The following is a 14,835-nucleotide window of genomic DNA, read 5'->3' as shown; positions in this document are numbered from 1 at the left end:
GTTTCGATCGGCGACCACCGACGCCAACCGCGCCGCATCTTCAGAGTTTACGATCACACATACGATCTGGGACATCCCGCCAGACTCGCACGAAACCAACCGATTGTGAATCACCCGATTGGGTCAGTGCACTAGTTGGCGCGGAGGCGGCCGGCCAAGAGCGCGACATGGGATCGCTCGAGGCGGGCAAACTTGCCAACTTCGTCATCCTCCGGTCCGACCCGTCTGCTGACATCCGTAATATCAGAAGCGTCGAAGCGACCGTTAAGCGCGGCCGCATCTATAGCCGGGCCGACTATCAGCCGAGCACCAAGGCAGAGATCGTTGACTCGGGTTTTCCAGTTTCGCCCGAAAAAGATTGGACGGTGCGGTAGGCAGTTCGTTGGCGGCGATGCCAAGCCATGCCGGTGCAGTCGATCAGCGTCGGCGCGGTCGCGCCGTGCGATAATTGCGTCCTGACACCCTCGCTCCGCAGCCTGCTCGGCGCCACACAGCAAACATGCGCTTTGTGTAGGATGGCCGGGCCAGGTCAAGCGATGGGCTGCTGTGACGATTCGTCTCCGTCCCGAGAGTAGTGGGCAACCGGGATCATTTACGCCACGCGTTGCCCTTCGGCGGAAAATAGATGTGGCCGACCACCATACTGGCCTCTCCCTCGCGCACGCCGAGACTCAGCGGGAAGTGTCGATAGCCCTCGGTGATTAGGCGGGGGGGCAGATGAATCAAGTCAGGCTCCCCTCCAACCGTTTGCGGCTTAACCTAAAGGGAACCTATAGTTCTACCTAAAATAGAAAATTTAACAACGTTATGCATCGCTGGCAAGATTATATCTTGTTCGATGTCGTCACATGATGCTTGCGGGCAGGGGGTCGCACTGAAGTTGTGGCTTCCTATATTTCAACCAGTAATCGACGCTGATGTACCGCCCGCCGCCGTGGAAGAAGAGCACAGCAAGCATGATGACGTAGGTAACGGTAAACTCGATGCCATTGTTGAGTATCACGGGATCGCCGAGTTGCGTGATATAGTTGAACCGGCCGGGAAAGTTCTGCGCCAGCCACTCCATGAAACCTTGCAGCCGCAACGTGGATTCCGCTGTCTTGCCCGCGATGGCCGCCCACCCGTGCGACCAGTGGACGGATAGCCCGGCAACCGTCATCGTGACCATCAGCGGAATGGAGATCAGTCGGGTAAACAGCCCGAGTGTGAGGCAGATGCAACCCGCGGTCTCTGTCGCTGTTGCGAGCAACGCCATCAACAGGGGCGCTGGCATATTGAGGCCGCCTTGTGCCACGGGTGCACCAAACCATTGGACCAGTCCGGCGAAGCCAGTAATCTTGGCATGCGCGCCTTCGTAGAAAATTGGCAGCAGATAGAGACGGATCGCCAGCGGCGCGATGAAGTCCAACGCGTGAGCCTTGTCGAGGGCGGTTTGCACAAGCGGGATCATTTTCACGAGTTTTCTCCAGGGGTTTCGGGCAAGGGGCAGAGCAGGCTGGACGCTATTTCCTGCGTGACCCACGCAAGCGTTTCGCGTTCGGAAACGTGCGCTGCCGTGAGGCGGGCGAGTGTGGTGGGCAGGATTGCTCCGGCATCACGGACCTGCTCGACCAGCAGACAGGCCTGATGGGTCAGCGGCAGCGTGCGCACCGCATGATCGGGCGTGCGGAAGATGGCATATGGGCGTTGCGCGTCATCACCTTGCGCCAACGCCCACCCATCTTGCGTAAGGTCGAACGGAAGCAGCACCAGCCGCACCGTCGGGTTAAGCGCGACCCTTGCGTCAGCCATGCCACCGGCTTGCACGCGCGCCGGGTCGATTTCGGCGGCGAGCAGCATCCATTCATATTCGAGCAGCGCCATGAGCACCGGTGACAGCGACAGCCGCGTGTGTGCGAAGGCGACAAACTCGGTAGCGATACCGTGGAACTGCGGCCGTACCGCCGGGTGCTCGACAACAAATGCGTCGGCCGCCTCGCCCAGCGCGGCCAGCCCCAAACGATCGGCGAACAGCGGGAACGACGATCGTAGCGCGTCGCCGACATTCTCGCGTAATAGCTTACCGTAGAAGCCGGTACCGTCGCCGCGTACCTGGGCGCAAAACGCGCCAAGTTCCACAGCCATCGCTGGCGGCGTTGCTTCAGGCAAAGGCATGGCGGCTCTCCCGCACTGCCTGCCCGATCGCAGTCAGATCATGGACGAGATCGCCAAGCGCAGGCACGAAATTGTCGCGCTCAAGCAGCAGCGGGCGTGGGCCATGCAGACGCCACACATCCTGCGCGAGCTGGATCACCGCGTCGACCACAGGCGTTCCGTGCGTGTCGAGGATCGTGCCGTCCGCCAGTTCGAGATGGCCGGCAACGTGATAATAGGCGATCGTCTCGGCTGACAATGTCGCGACGAAAGCGCGTGCGTCCGCACCGTGGTTACGCTCGTTCACATAGGCGTTGTTGATGTCGAGCAGGATGCCGCAGCCGGACCGCAGTGCCAGCTCTGCCAGAAAGTCGCCTTCGGGCATTTGACCAGGATACTCGTGGTAAGCGGAGATGTTCTCCAGCACCAATCGCCGGCCGGTAACGTCCTGTACCTGGGCAATCCGGTCGGCGAGGTACGCGACATTCTCCGGTCGGCGGGGAATGGGGACGAGATCGTAGAGATAGCCCGTGCTGTCGCGCGCGGCGCTCAGGTGGTCGCTGTAGAGCTCGATTCCATACGCATCGAGAAAGCTGCGTATCTCACGTACGAAGCTAAGGTTGAGCGGCTCGGCATCGCCAATCGAAAGGCTGAGGCCATGTGCGATCAGTGGATAACGATCGGCGAGTTGGTCGAGTTGGTCGCGCTTGCGGCCACCGATGTTCATCCAGTTCTCGGGCGCGATTTCGAGAAAATCGAGACCGCTGACGAGGGGCACGTCGATCAGGTCCGTGATGAACTCGGGCCGAAGCCCGAGTCCGCGCGCTTCGGATGTCAGCGACCGCATACGCCCTCCGCCAGCCGCGTCCGGCTGTTCTCGCCGACTTGGTGGCCTTTTCCGGTTATCCCACACGTGCCGTCACGTGCGCGGACGAGCTGGCCGTTGGGATCATGCTGGAGCTTGGTCTGGCTGTAGATCTTCTCGGTGCCGCATTTGCCGCTGGCGCACTTGCCGCCGCCCTTTGCGGCCTGGCTGGTCGGGGCAGGTGGCGAGGCCTGCGGCGCGGCGAAGGCCTGCGCACTGAGCAATGAGGTGGCGGCGATACCGAGGATAAGTTCGTGTTTCATGGATAACTCCTTGGTGAGAGAGGAAGTCAGCGGGGCAGGGGGAAGCAAGAGAGATCGCGGCCGGCAAAGACCGGCCCGTGGTAGAAACGGCGGATGATCCCGACGTTCTCGTCCTTGTCCTTCAGCGCACGGCCCATGAAGTGATCGAGGACGAGCATCTTCGGCTGCACGGCGGCGGCTAATTGCCCGACCACGGTGGGGGTGGCGTGGAGGAAACGGGATTGCGCGTCTGCATCGTCATCAATCGCGGCCGGCATCATCAGGATGTCGGCACCGCGCGCGAAATCGACGAACCCTTTGCGGCTGCCATTCTGGTCGGCCGACAGGACGATGACGCCTTTCGGCGTTTCGATCCGGAAGGCGAGCGCGGGCACGTCGCCGTGCGGAATGCCATAGGCGTAGACGGTGACACCATCGCCTTGCCAGATCAGGGTGCGGACCGACGCCTTCACATCGGCGTCTGCTGGGTGAACAGCGAGTTTCAGACCATCCGAGGCTTTGGCCAGCCCCGAGAGATATTGGAACGCTCCGCCCCCATGGCCGAACTCGCGGTCGAAGAAGGTGGTCATGCTCGGGAAGTTCGCATTGCCGGTCGGGCCAACCAGCTTCACATCATGCGTACTGCCCAGAAAATACGCGCCCTTCAGGATCGCGGGCAGATCGGCAACGTGGTCGGTGTGAAAGTGCGAGATGCCGATGAAATCGAGGTCTTCCAGCCGCGCGCCGGACTCGCCGTAGCGCAGGTAGGTGCCCCCACCTGCATCGATCAGGAGCCGTGCCTTGCCGCCGATCCAAATCACCGCGCCCGACGACGCACGCGCGTCGTCCGAGATCGGTCCGCCCGAGCCGAGCAGTTGCAGCGAGATGCCCGAATGGCAGTCGGCAGGCTGATTAGCCTGCGCTGAAGCCTGTTGTGATTGCCCCTTGTTGGCGTCCGACGGGGCGGTTTGGCCAAAGCAACCGGCCAGCGCGAGTCCCGCAGTGAGTGGGAGCAGGGATAGGGAGATCTTCATTTCGAGGTTCCTGTCTGATGGCTTGGGGAAAATCGGGGGGAGTTCGGTCACGCGAGCCCGAGCAGGTGGATCAGGCCAAGGCTGACGACGCCGAGCACCAGCAGCGACAGCACCACCGCGGCGGTGACGCGGCCACCGGCGTTCGCCACGGTGCGAACGTCCACGCCAAGCCCGAGCGCAGCCATCGACACCACCGTGAGCAGCGTCGCGATCTCGTTCGCCGGCGCGAGCGCGGCGTGCGGGATCAGCCCGAAAGAGCGGACCGCGACCAGCACCAGGAAGCCGATGATGAACCACGGCACCAGATGGTGGAGGGGCAGGCGGCCGCGCGCCGGGCGCTCGCCCGTGGTGACGTGCGGGGCGGTTTCGTCCGTCTCCTCGCGCAGCCGCGGCGCGACCAGCGACAGCAGCAGACACACCGGCCCGAGCATCAGGACACGCACGAGCTTTACCAGTGTGCCCATCTGGACGGCGGCGGAACCGGCGGGCGCGGCGGCGGCAATCACCTGCGGCACGGCATAAACGGTCAGCCCGGCAAGCGCGCCATATTGCAGCCCATCCAGGTGCAGCGCGAGCCCAAGCAGGGGCAAACCGAGTACGACAGCCACGCCGAGTACGGCGGTGAACCCGATCGAGGCGGCGACATCGTCGCCATCGGCGCCGATCACCGGCGCGACGGCGGCGATCGCGGAATTACCGCAAATCGAGTTGCCGCACGCGACGAGCAGCGCCATGCGCGGCGGCAGGTGCAGGAGCCGCCCGATCAGGAAGCTCGTCCCGATCGCCACCACCACCACGCCGGCGATGCCGAGCAGCAGCCCCGGGCCAGCCGCGAGGATCGTCGCGGCGCTGACCGACGCGCCGAGCAACACCACCGCGAGTTCGAGCAGGAACTTGGCGCTGAACGTGATGCCAGGAAGCCAGCGCCTGTCCGGCGTCCAGGCACTGCGGATCACCGTGCCGATCAGGATGGCAAGCACCAGGGCTTCGAGCCAGGCGCGGCCGAACAGGGCCTCCTCGATGCGCTGCACCGCGAACGCCACGCCGGTTACGCCGAGACAAAGCGCCAGCCCGGGCAACAACCGCGCGCCGGGCAGGCGGTCTGAATGGGGCAGGGTATAAGCGGTCACGGTCGTCTCCTCGGGTCAGGAGACAAGTGGACCCGGCTATTTCATCCTTCCAACGATCAGATCGTATGGTTCCGATCGGTCCGGAAGATCAGTTGCGCGTCATATCGTGGCGGTCGCGGCGCATTGTCGCTGTTGCCGCCGCGCGACGGCGCGTTGGCTGCGGTTAGCCCCTCGCTGCACACCGTTATTCCGATCGTGCCTGACGATCAGATGACCCAGTCGGGCTGGGCATCGTGGTTCTTGATCGCCTCCAGCAGCGCGTCAGCCGCCTTGCTGCGATACCGTTCCTTCTGTCGCAGCCCGAAAAAGGGGCGCGCGGGCAGTTCAAAGGGCAGAGCGAACAGCGAGCGATTTTCGAGCATCGGCGTAACCACAAGCTGTGACAGCACCGCGCACCCGACGCCGGCTCGCACCGCGGCCAGAACCGATTCGTTGGAGGGGAGCGTCAGCACGACATTCAGGTCGTTCGGCTCGATACCCCGGTCGCTTATCGCTTCCTCGAAGGTCGAGCGGGTGCCGGAGCCCGTTTCGCGCATGATCCACGGCGCGGACCTTAGCCAGTCGCTCGTGATCGCCTCGGCGGGGGTGCTGCTCACCAACAGCATACGATCCTTGTCGACCGGCCAATGCGCCAGAGCGGGATCGTCGATCCTCCCTTCGATGAAGCCGAGTTCCGCCTCGCCCTCGCTGACCATGCGGGCGGCACCCTCGGTATTGCCGATCGCGACCGACAATTCGATCATCGGATAGCGGCGGTGAAAGGCGGCGAGCCGTTCGGGAAGCCAATAGGCCGCGATCGTCTGACTGGCGACGAGTTTGAGATGGCCGCGCTTCAGCCCGCCATATTCGGTAAGCGCGCTTTCGGCTTCTGCCGCGCGCCCCAGCACGGCGCGGGCTTCGCCCAGGAAAAAGCGACCCGCGTCCGTCAACTCGATACCACGACCGACACGGTGGAACAGCTTGACGTCGTGGCGCGCCTCCAGCGTCGCGACCGCACCGCTCGCCGCCGATTGCGTCACACCCACCGATTCCGCCGCGCGCGTCACGTGTTCACGCTCCGCGACGGCGACAAAAATGCGGAGTTGTTCCAGCGTCATGCCAAGGGGCGCACCGTATCCTCGGAATGATCATGTTCCGACGTGGTTGCTGGCACGCGGCGGTGGCCTGTCGTCATGCTTCTGAACACGCCGTCGCGGCGGATCAGCCCGTGCATCAATGCAGCGGCAAGATGGGCGAGGATCAGCGCGAAGAACAGCAGGGCGATGACCGTGTGCGCTTCCCGCAGGACGGCGTAGAGCCGGAGATCATGCGGCAGGATCGGCGGCAGCGTAAACCCCTTCGTCACCTGCACGGGATAGCCCCCGGCGGACAGCATCCCCCAGCCGATCAGCGGCATGGCGAACAGCGTCAGATACAACAGCACATGCGAACCCCAGGCGATGCGTTTTTGCATGGTCGGCAGATCGTCGGGCAGCGGGGGCGCGCCCGTGGCAAGGCGCAGTGGCAGGCGGACCAGTACCAGCGCCAGAATGGCGATGCCGATCGGCCGGTGCAATGCCAGCAGGGAAACATAGGCCGGTCCCGCAGTCGATACCATGCCGACACCGACGAACAGCATGGTGAAGACCAGAGCGACCATCAGCCAATGGATCAGCCGCAAGGCGGGATGAAAATCAGGCGACCGGCGGTTCATCGGGCATGCTCCTTCGCGAGGTCTTCGCCAACCGCGCTGGAATGTGATCCTTCGATCGCGCGTCGGGTGAAGGACGATGAATACGCCTTGGATCGCGCTGCCAGCAGCGGATCATCAGAGACCGCGATACCAGGCGGCAGGATGGTGGGATCGAAGTTCATATCGCGGCAGGCGCCGGTCTCCTCGGGCTGGACCGCATCGATCGTCAGCGTGCCAGCGTCGATCGTCCGGTGCGGCCCCGTCCATGCGACCGTGGCTTTGTCGGTAACGTCACCTGGATTGGCGACCAGCAGTTTCAGGTGCCACCGCGACGGGCCCTTCGCCGTGCGGGCGATGATCTCGTTGAACAGGGCGTCGCGCGGCATCGCTTCGAGATGCTTTTTGTCGAGGCCGACGAGCGGCGCCTCCGGCTCGAACTGCCAGCGCACGATGCGCGTCGTGCCGCCTGCATCGGTGAAGCGAAAAGCGTTGATGCTGTAGTAGGTCGCGTTGGCGAAGCTGTTGGGCAGAACCGCCTTCATCATGAACGCCTGGAACGCCTTTACTTCGGGATGCGCTGCAAGGAAGGGTTTCATCACGGCAGGATCGGGCTTGCCGGTCTTGGGGTCTGGCTTTGTAGCGCGTTGAAGGGCGATGAACGAGGCGACGTCCGCTACCGGGAAGATCGGGGTATGGTCCATCGCCAGCCGCCATTCCTGCCCGTCCGGGGTCTTCAGGATCAGCGCCATCGAGTGAAACACATTACGCCCGTCGCCCGCCAGCGGGTTCCCGCCGGCCAGCGAGAAGCGTCCGATCACCGGATAGCGGCCGCTCTTGAAAGCACTGGCCGTGGAAAGTGCACTGCCCGCGCCATTGCCTGCAAAGCTGCCGCTGAAGCAGATGCCTTTGGAGTGCGCGCGCCTGTAGCCGTGTTCCGGCTTGCCGGTGTTGTACTCAAGCGCAGCGGTCACGTCGCCGCCGTTGATCCGACGCGGGCCGATCCAGCCCGCTGCCCAGGCAAACGCGCCGACGAGCAACAGGACGATGGCACCGATAACGGCAAAGGCACTGGCCTTGGCTCGGCTGAAGGGGGGCATAAGCGTGTCCATCCAAGAGGGGCGTTATCTGAGAAACGCATGACGACCAAGGGGTACGCTTTATTCCACCGCCTTTGTCACCGAAGGCGTATAAGGTGTGAACCCATATCGCTGGAAAACCTTCAACGCTTCCGGTGATCGGATGAAATCCAGCCAGCGCCGCGCGGCAACGGGGTGGGGAGCATCCGTGACCATTGCCCCCGCATAGATTGCCGTGGTGTTCTGTGCCTCGGGTATTGCCACCGACGCGATAGGATGCCCGGCCTGTTCCTGGAACATCGCCTCAGATTGCCACGTGACCGCAGCCTGTACTTTCCCCTCCATCAGCCAAAGCGGCGTTTGACGATGGTGAATCTGGGTCAGTAGCGTCGTGCCGTCCGCCACTTTGGTCTGGTAAACCAGCGTGTCCAGCGCATCGCCGCCAGCCTTGGCGAGCGATGCCTTGATCTGCCGGGCAACCCCTTCGAACGCGGGATTTGGCATTGCCAGCATGACGCCCGGCTTACCCAAATCGGTCAGGCTGGAGATATGCGCCGGATTGCCCTTCGGCACCATGATCGTCAAAGTGTTGGTGACGTACGGTACCGCCGGGCCGGTCAAAATGCCCGCCCCGACCTGCGTTTTCACCGCTGCCAAACCGGCCAGGTAAACGTCCGGCTTTACAGTCCAGGTCATGTTGCCGACCGTGATCGTACCCTCGGCCTTGATTTGCTTGACGAGGAGGCCGGGCGGAAGCGTTTCCCAGTAGAGCCTACCCTGATATTCGGGATAGCGCGCCTCGAACGCGGCCACCAGAGGCGCCATCGCGAAGAAGTAATTGCCGCCGACGAAGAGGACGAGCATCGGTTGGACAGGATTGCCGTGGAAGTCAGCGAGATTGTCCACCTCCGGAACGGTGAATTCCAGTCCGCGTTGTTCCGCATCGTTGTTCCGCCCGTCCTGCCACGGGGGATACACCCCGAGATTGGCGCGCGGTATAGCAGGCGTGGCGGGTGCTTGAGCGGAGGCCGGCACGGTGATGAAAAGCGATGCTGATGCCAGCGCGCCCAGAACGATCCGGGGGAGATAAGACATAACGGAATCCTTTGTCGCTCTACGGTTCACAATTGCAGCAGATCGTAGCCTTGGTGTTCCAGCGTCGTGACCGTCGTCAGCCCCGAGAGCGCAAGGGTGATGCCCGGATTTATCCAGTCATATTGAATGTCATGCTCGGCCACTGCTTGGCCGCAGACCGCCACATCCACGCCTGCCTGGCGAAGTTCCGCGACGAGCGGTAGGTTGGGGTTGTCAACGCCGTAAGCCGCGCGGAACTGCACGTTGTTCATGACCAGCGGGGTGGCGCCGCCTGAAACGATCGCGACAAATTTCAGGTGGCTGAGCGGCACGCCCGCGGCCGCATAAAGGTTGACGGTACGCGCGACGTGATCGAGCGAAGCGTTAACGGTGCCGGGCGACTTGGCATCCTGCGTCACCGAAAAAACAATGCGATAGGTCTGATCTGCGCGGGGACGGTACGCCGCATCTGGCAGATAGTGGATGCGTCCAAATCCGTGGATCGTAGGCGTGGTCCAGAACCCGGCCGGCTGTTCGGCTGCCTGTGCAGCGGGGGCGGCGGCAATTAGCGCCCCCAGGACAAGTAGAGGTGCGAAAATGCGCATGAATATTCTCCTTGGTATTGCAGTGTCGGCAGTGGCGAAAATTGGGATGTCGTCGAAAAGCAGGGTCAGCGTGCAAGCGGCGCGGTGAACTGGCTGCCATCGACGTCGACCAACTGGACATACGCTGCGCGTGACGTCGTGCCGTTGCTCAGCTGCGGCAGCGTGATCGTTGCTTTGGCGCCCATCGGTGCCTTGATGCCGAATGGGCCGGTGCCGAACTTGTTGTACGCATAGTCATTGGCGAAAGCCGTTTTGGGCATCGCCGAAAGGACTGGCGTGCTCCAGCCCCCGACCGGCCTGTGCCCGGCATCGAGCAGAGCGGCCGTCACGACATGGACAGGAGCTTCCGGGGTGCCGGCATCGAGATAGACGTGGAAACGTACAATGCCGGCCTTGTCGATCGAAGCATTGTCCAGTGTCAGATGGTGCTTCGTCGGGCTGACCGGACCGCCGTGAAACGGCGTTACGACGGATCCGCGATAATAGCTGTAGGTGGCCACGTTAAACACGGCCACGCAGGCGAACACGGCAAGGCCGACCTTGCGCAGCGTGTCCTTTCCGAGGTTGAGCGGCAGCGCCCCGGATGCCCAGCGGAACCAGCCTGTTTCGGCCAAGCCGGGGTGCCGTGCCAGCAGCCGCCGGTCGATCGAATAGGCGCCCGCACCGCCCATCGTGAGGGTGGCGCCCATCGCGAGGTTGCAAGCCGCCATCGTCCACTCATCGATACAGGTGGCGCCCTGCCAACCGAACATGAGCATCAGCACCACGGACAGGCCCATCGACGTTACCGCTGCGGCTCGTGTCATGAATCCCGCCATCAGCATCACGCCGACGATGAGTTCAGCGGCGCTGAACAGGATTACGCCTGCGTAAAGCACGTAGAAATGTTGCAGCATGAAACTGATGACATGATCCATGCCGAGCAGCGCGCCCGGCATCGCGGTCTGAAACTTGTTGGCCATCCAGGTATGCGCGCTGGGATCGAGCTTGGATGGGGCGTAGATGAACCGCCGCGAACCGCCGCCCCAGTAGATGAACCCCTGGATAAACCGCACGGAAAGCAGCGCCAGGCCCGCGCTCCACCATAAGGTCGCATCTCCCGGTCCGGTCAGAGTCGTGGGAAATGCGCCGCGTTGCTTCGTCGATGCAATGGCTGTCATGATACTTATCCAGATGAGTTGCGCTTCGGCATCGCAGCGATGGTGAGGCGAGCCGTGACATCGAACCGGTCAGTCGATCCAACTCGACCGACCGGCTCATTGCGAGTGATGCTCGGGAGATAGGCACACAGCGGCGTGCGGATAAATTATCATAACGTATGGTTTTAATCGGCGTTTGTTATGAATAGGACGAGCCAATAAGATTGCCTTGGCGCTTCGACCGGTGTTCGATCTGAACTGGCGTTAACGTGCTGACGCGGAGGCGTGCCAATGCAGCTCATACAGACGGTTTGAATGCGGCTCCGAATGCCCCGATCGGTGGCGTCAGCGACGGTGGGTCGATCTCGTTGTTGTTCCGCGCTGCCAAAACAATTGCGCGCCCGGGGGAATAAATCGTCGTTGGTTTCGTCTCCACCATCAATCGCACGGCACAGGAGGGCACGTTGTCCAGGAACAAGTTTGGTCTTCTCGTTCTGCCTCTGCTGCTCGCTGGCGGGGCGGCAACGGCAGCGGAGATAGCTAATAACGAGCATCCCTTCCTTGCCGCGACCGCCGCGGCGATGGATCGTATGATGGCGGCCATGACGATCAAGCCCAGCGGCGACGTCGACCGCGATTTTGAGGCGATGATGACGCCGCATCATCAAGGCGCGATCGACATGGCCGTTGCCGAGCTCAAATATGGCCGCAACGACCAACTCAAGCGGATCGCGCAGGAGATCATCGTCGATCAGCAACAGGAAATCGCGGCGATGCAACTGGCGCTCGGCAAACCGCTCCCGCCGTCTATGCCCGCCCCCACGCAAGGCGCGATGTCGCCGATGAGAATGGAGCATTGAAATGATCCGTAGCGCTATCGTCTCCGCAGCGTTGCTCGCGACGACTGCCATTGTTCCCGCCTCGGCGCAGCAGGCCCCCTGGGCAAGCCGGGATGTGCCGGTCAGCCATCATGACCGCGTGTATGCGGCCGAACAATTCTCCAACACCCTCTCCGTCACCGATCCCGCCGACAACCGCCTGCTCGGGGTGATCAAGCTGGGTGATCCGCAGCCCGCGAACTTCTCTCCGCTCTACAAGGGGCAGGTGCTGGTGCATGGTCTTGGCTATTCGCCGGACGGCAAGACGCTGGCGGTGGTATCCATCGGATCCAACTCGGTAACTTGGATCGACACCGCGACCAACACGGTCAAGCACACCACCTATATCGGTCGCAGCCCCCACGAAGCCTTCTTCACGCCGGACGGCAAGGAGGTCTGGGTCACGGTGCGCGGCGAGGATTATATCTCGGTGCTCGATCCTGTCAGCTTCGAGGAGAAGACGCGGCTGAAGACGCCGGGCGGCCCAGGCATGACGATTTTCTCGCCCGATGGGCGCTACGGCTATGTCTGTTCCTCGTTCAACCCCGATCTGGTCGTGTTCGATGTCGCGAGCCATCAGATCGTCGGCCATGTTGCCCAGCCGAGTCCGTTCTGTCCGAATATCGCCGCCAGCCCCGATGGCAAGCAGGTCTGGTTTACGCTGAAGGATGTTGGCAAGACGGTCGCGTTCGACGCGCGCCCGCCGTTTGCCGTGCTCAAGGTGATCGACACCGGGCCAATCACAAACCACGTCAACTTTGCGCGGACGCGCAAGGGCAGCTTCGCCTATGTTTCGGTGGGCGGCCTCAACGAGGTGAAGGTGTTCCGCACCGAAACTTTCGCTCAGGTGGCAACGGTGCCGGTCGGGAAGCTGCCGCACGGCGTCTGGCCGTCGGGTGACGGTAGCCGTATCTACGTTGGCCTGGAAAACGACGACAAGCTTGCCGCGATCGACACTGCGACGAACACCGTCATCGGAGAGGTGCCGATCGGCCAGGCACCCCAGGCCATCGCCTATGTACCCAACGCCGTCTCCGAAGGCGGCGGAATGGCCAATCTCCAGCCGCTTGGAACCGCCGGTCAGACGACGCACCTCGTACTGGCGACGGTAGGCACTGGCGGTACGCCCACCAGCGTCAGTCTTTTCGACCAAGGGCTGATTCAGATCCTTGAAGCCTCCGTAACCGGCCTCCAGCCAAAACACCCCTATGTGCTCGCTTTCGGTGCGAAGCCCGATGGTTCCGGCGCACTTGAGCCGCTTGCCACGTTCATGACCAATCCCGCTGGTTCGGCGATCGTCAATGCATCAGGCCCGATCCGTCAGGTGGTGCAAGGCGATGTCAGCCAGGCCCCGCGCGTCCTCGTCATTGCCGAGGCGGTGAATGGCGTCCCGGGCAAGATCATCCAGGTTCAACGTCCGTAAGCATGGACGCGCTCGCCGCCGCAATTGAGCCGCTTATCCCCGGCCTGCGCCGTTACGCGCTGGCGTGGACGCGTGACGCGGCGGCAGCGGACGATCTCGTGCAGGATTGTCTGGAGCGCGCGGTGGCAGGCTGGTGGCGACGGCGCGGCGATAATGTTCGGCCGTGGCTCTACGCAATACTGCATAATCTGCTGGTCGACTACGGTCGCCGCCAGAAACGCCGTGGCGGCATGGTGCCAATCGAGGACGTGGATGAAGCGATGATCGGCGTTGCGCCGGCACAGGAGGCCGGATTGCATCATGGCGACGTGCTCCGCGCGCTTGATGCCTTGCCGGTCGAGCAACGCGCGGTACTGTTGCTCGTGTCGGTCGAGGATCTGTCATATGCTGAAGCTGCAGCAGTTTTGGGTGTTCCGATCGGCACGGTCATGTCGCGGATATCGCGCGGTCGCGGCCGCCTTTCTGCAATGTTGGCCGCTGGCGACCAGCCGCAAGTAAGGAGCGCGAAGTGACAAGCCCGGTGGGCGATGACGATCTGATGGCGTGGATCGACGGTCGCCTCTCGCCCGAGCGCCAACCCGTCGTCGCGGCGTTTCTGTCAGCGCATCCGGACGTGCGGATGCGGCTGATCAATCAGGCGGAGCAGGCGCGAGCGCTCGCCGCTGCTTTCGCACCGGTCGCTGCGCAGCCGATACCGGCCGCCATGCGCATCGACGCGATCCGCGAGCGGCGGCGCCGGCCGGGCTGGCACGCCGCGCTGGCCGCATCCTTGCTGCTGGCCGTGGGCTATGGCGGAGGGTGGATGAGCGCGCGCCAGTTCATGCCGGCGTCGGCGGGCATCAAGTCGCTGGAGCAGGAGGCGACCGACAATTATAGGGTTTTCGCCATCGATACGCCTTTGCCTGGTGAAATGAGGCCCGACAACGGCGCCGGTCTGATCCGCGCGGCTTCGATCCGATTCGGCAGGCGGGTGGCGATTCCGGACCTGCGCCGTTCGGGATATCGCTACGCGGGCGGGCAGCTCGTCGCCACGCCGCACGGGCCGGCCGCGCTGTTTCTTTATAACGGCGCCGGTTCCACCAGCGTGGCGTTGCTCACCCGGCCAATGAAGATCGACAAGAGCGCCCCGATGGCGGGTACCCGCGATGGCGATGTCGGCCGAGTGAGTTGGGCGTTGAACGGGATGGGCTATAGCGTGGTGGGCGCCCGCTCGCCCGAGGCTTTGCATCCCATTGCTGAAGAAGCACAGCGGCAGCTTAGTAGGACTTAGGTTAGCATCCCCGCAAGTACGGCAATGCGCCCCTCCGGTTATCGAACTCTGACCCACGCTATGTTATCAGTATACCGTCTGTGAGGGTTGTAGGCTCGCGGTCAATCGCTTGCGAGGTCGAGGGAAGACCTACAGGTCCGCGGGGAGAAGAAGCGGCATGAGGCTTAAGAGCCCGACTCATAATTGGAGTTTGGCGATACGGCGCGTCATTCTCCTGATGGACGAGACGACCATCCAGGCTTCGGACGAAGCGATGGAGGCTTCCCAGTCCTTGGCCAGGCGACGGCACCGATT

At 63.0% G+C, this 14,835-nt stretch carries 18 protein-coding genes and 1 pseudogene; 5 read left to right on the top strand and 14 right to left on the bottom strand.

The window, feature by feature from the left end:
- Positions 1 to 167 precede the first annotated feature (167 nt).
- Entirely contained in the window at positions 168 to 374 is a 207-nt protein-coding gene (locus EWE75_RS22530; protein WP_130160318.1) for a hypothetical protein, read from the top strand.
- A 214-nt stretch (positions 375 to 588) separates the two neighbouring features.
- Here the strand turns inward: EWE75_RS22530 and EWE75_RS25195 are convergent, their stop codons facing one another.
- The 13 genes from EWE75_RS25195 to EWE75_RS22470 all read right to left on the bottom strand — a co-directional run bounded on the left by EWE75_RS25195 (position 589) and on the right by EWE75_RS22470 (position 10,991).
- On the bottom strand, positions 589 to 726 hold the full coding sequence (locus EWE75_RS25195; RefSeq protein WP_165388496.1) for a hypothetical protein: 138 nt from the start codon (positions 724 to 726) through the stop codon (positions 589 to 591).
- A gap of 118 nt (positions 727 to 844) precedes the next feature.
- Positions 845 to 1,450: an HvfX family Cu-binding RiPP maturation protein gene (locus tag EWE75_RS22525; protein ID WP_231708524.1), complete on the bottom strand. Its 606-nt coding sequence runs from the start codon at positions 1,448 to 1,450 to the stop codon at positions 845 to 847.
- 2 nt (positions 1,451 to 1,452) lie between these two features.
- Positions 1,453 to 2,124, bottom strand: coding sequence for an HvfC/BufC family peptide modification chaperone (locus EWE75_RS22520; RefSeq protein ID WP_165388495.1), 672 nt, complete (start codon positions 2,122 to 2,124; stop codon positions 1,453 to 1,455).
- A gap of 16 nt (positions 2,125 to 2,140) precedes the next feature.
- Positions 2,141 to 2,980, bottom strand: a complete 840-nt coding sequence (locus tag EWE75_RS22515; protein ID WP_130160315.1) for an MbnB/TglH/ChrH family RiPP precursor modification enzyme — start codon at positions 2,978 to 2,980, stop codon at positions 2,141 to 2,143.
- Entirely contained in the window at positions 2,968 to 3,261 is a 294-nt protein-coding gene (locus tag EWE75_RS22510) for a hypothetical protein (RefSeq protein ID WP_130160314.1), read from the bottom strand. The genes EWE75_RS22515 and EWE75_RS22510 overlap by 13 nt, the downstream gene beginning before the upstream one ends.
- A gap of 26 nt (positions 3,262 to 3,287) precedes the next feature.
- Positions 3,288 to 4,274, bottom strand: a complete 987-nt coding sequence (locus EWE75_RS22505) for an MBL fold metallo-hydrolase (protein WP_130160313.1) — start codon at positions 4,272 to 4,274, stop codon at positions 3,288 to 3,290.
- Between the two features lie 47 nt (positions 4,275 to 4,321).
- Positions 4,322 to 5,404, bottom strand: coding sequence for a YeiH family protein (locus EWE75_RS22500; protein WP_231708523.1), 1,083 nt, complete (start codon positions 5,402 to 5,404; stop codon positions 4,322 to 4,324).
- Positions 5,405 to 5,610: 206 nt separating this feature from the next.
- Positions 5,611 to 6,501 (bottom strand): LysR family transcriptional regulator, encoded by an 891-nt coding sequence (locus tag EWE75_RS22495; RefSeq protein WP_130160312.1) that lies wholly within the window; start codon positions 6,499 to 6,501, stop codon positions 5,611 to 5,613.
- On the bottom strand, positions 6,498 to 7,064 hold the full coding sequence (locus EWE75_RS22490; RefSeq protein ID WP_231708522.1) for a cytochrome b: 567 nt from the start codon (positions 7,062 to 7,064) through the stop codon (positions 6,498 to 6,500). Before EWE75_RS22490 ends, EWE75_RS22495 begins: the two co-directional genes overlap by 4 nt.
- Before the next feature lie 29 nt (positions 7,065 to 7,093).
- Positions 7,094 to 8,173, bottom strand: coding sequence for a catalase family peroxidase (locus tag EWE75_RS22485; RefSeq protein ID WP_130160310.1), 1,080 nt, complete (start codon positions 8,171 to 8,173; stop codon positions 7,094 to 7,096).
- 60 nt (positions 8,174 to 8,233) lie between these two features.
- A complete protein-coding gene (locus EWE75_RS22480; RefSeq protein WP_130160309.1) occupies positions 8,234 to 9,247 on the bottom strand; it encodes a substrate-binding domain-containing protein in 1,014 nt (337 codons plus the stop codon).
- A gap of 26 nt (positions 9,248 to 9,273) precedes the next feature.
- On the bottom strand, positions 9,274 to 9,831 hold the full coding sequence (locus EWE75_RS22475; RefSeq protein WP_130160308.1) for a DsrE family protein: 558 nt from the start codon (positions 9,829 to 9,831) through the stop codon (positions 9,274 to 9,276).
- 65 nt (positions 9,832 to 9,896) lie between these two features.
- Positions 9,897 to 10,991 carry a TQO small subunit DoxD gene (locus EWE75_RS22470; protein ID WP_130160307.1) on the bottom strand — a complete coding sequence of 365 codons (1,095 nt, stop codon included), beginning with the start codon at positions 10,989 to 10,991 and terminating at the stop codon, positions 9,897 to 9,899.
- A 515-nt stretch (positions 10,992 to 11,506) separates the two neighbouring features.
- On the opposite strand from EWE75_RS22470, the gene EWE75_RS22465 reads away from it, so the two are divergent.
- The 4 genes from EWE75_RS22465 to EWE75_RS22450 are packed head-to-tail and all read left to right on the top strand — an operon-like array spanning position 11,507 to position 14,541.
- Positions 11,507 to 11,830: a DUF305 domain-containing protein gene (locus tag EWE75_RS22465; RefSeq protein ID WP_427915814.1), complete on the top strand. Its 324-nt coding sequence runs from the start codon at positions 11,507 to 11,509 to the stop codon at positions 11,828 to 11,830.
- A gap of 1 nt (position 11,831) precedes the next feature.
- Positions 11,832 to 13,271 carry a YncE family protein gene (locus EWE75_RS22460; protein ID WP_130160305.1) on the top strand — a complete coding sequence of 480 codons (1,440 nt, stop codon included), beginning with the start codon at positions 11,832 to 11,834 and terminating at the stop codon, positions 13,269 to 13,271.
- Positions 13,272 to 13,273: 2 nt separating this feature from the next.
- Positions 13,274 to 13,783, top strand: a complete 510-nt coding sequence (locus EWE75_RS22455; RefSeq protein ID WP_130160304.1) for an RNA polymerase sigma factor — start codon at positions 13,274 to 13,276, stop codon at positions 13,781 to 13,783.
- A complete protein-coding gene (locus EWE75_RS22450) occupies positions 13,780 to 14,541 on the top strand; it encodes an anti-sigma factor family protein (RefSeq protein ID WP_130160303.1) in 762 nt (253 codons plus the stop codon). Before EWE75_RS22455 ends, EWE75_RS22450 begins: the two co-directional genes overlap by 4 nt.
- 177 nt (positions 14,542 to 14,718) lie before the next feature.
- Here the strand turns inward: EWE75_RS22450 and EWE75_RS22445 are convergent.
- Positions 14,719 to 14,835 (bottom strand): annotated as a pseudogene (locus tag EWE75_RS22445) (IS5/IS1182 family transposase); the annotation flags it as partial.

This window comes from Sphingomonas populi (assembly GCF_004208535.1).
Classification (GTDB): Bacteria; Pseudomonadota; Alphaproteobacteria; order Sphingomonadales; family Sphingomonadaceae; genus Sphingomonas; species Sphingomonas populi.
This window is presented reverse-complemented; position numbering and strand designations above follow the sequence as displayed.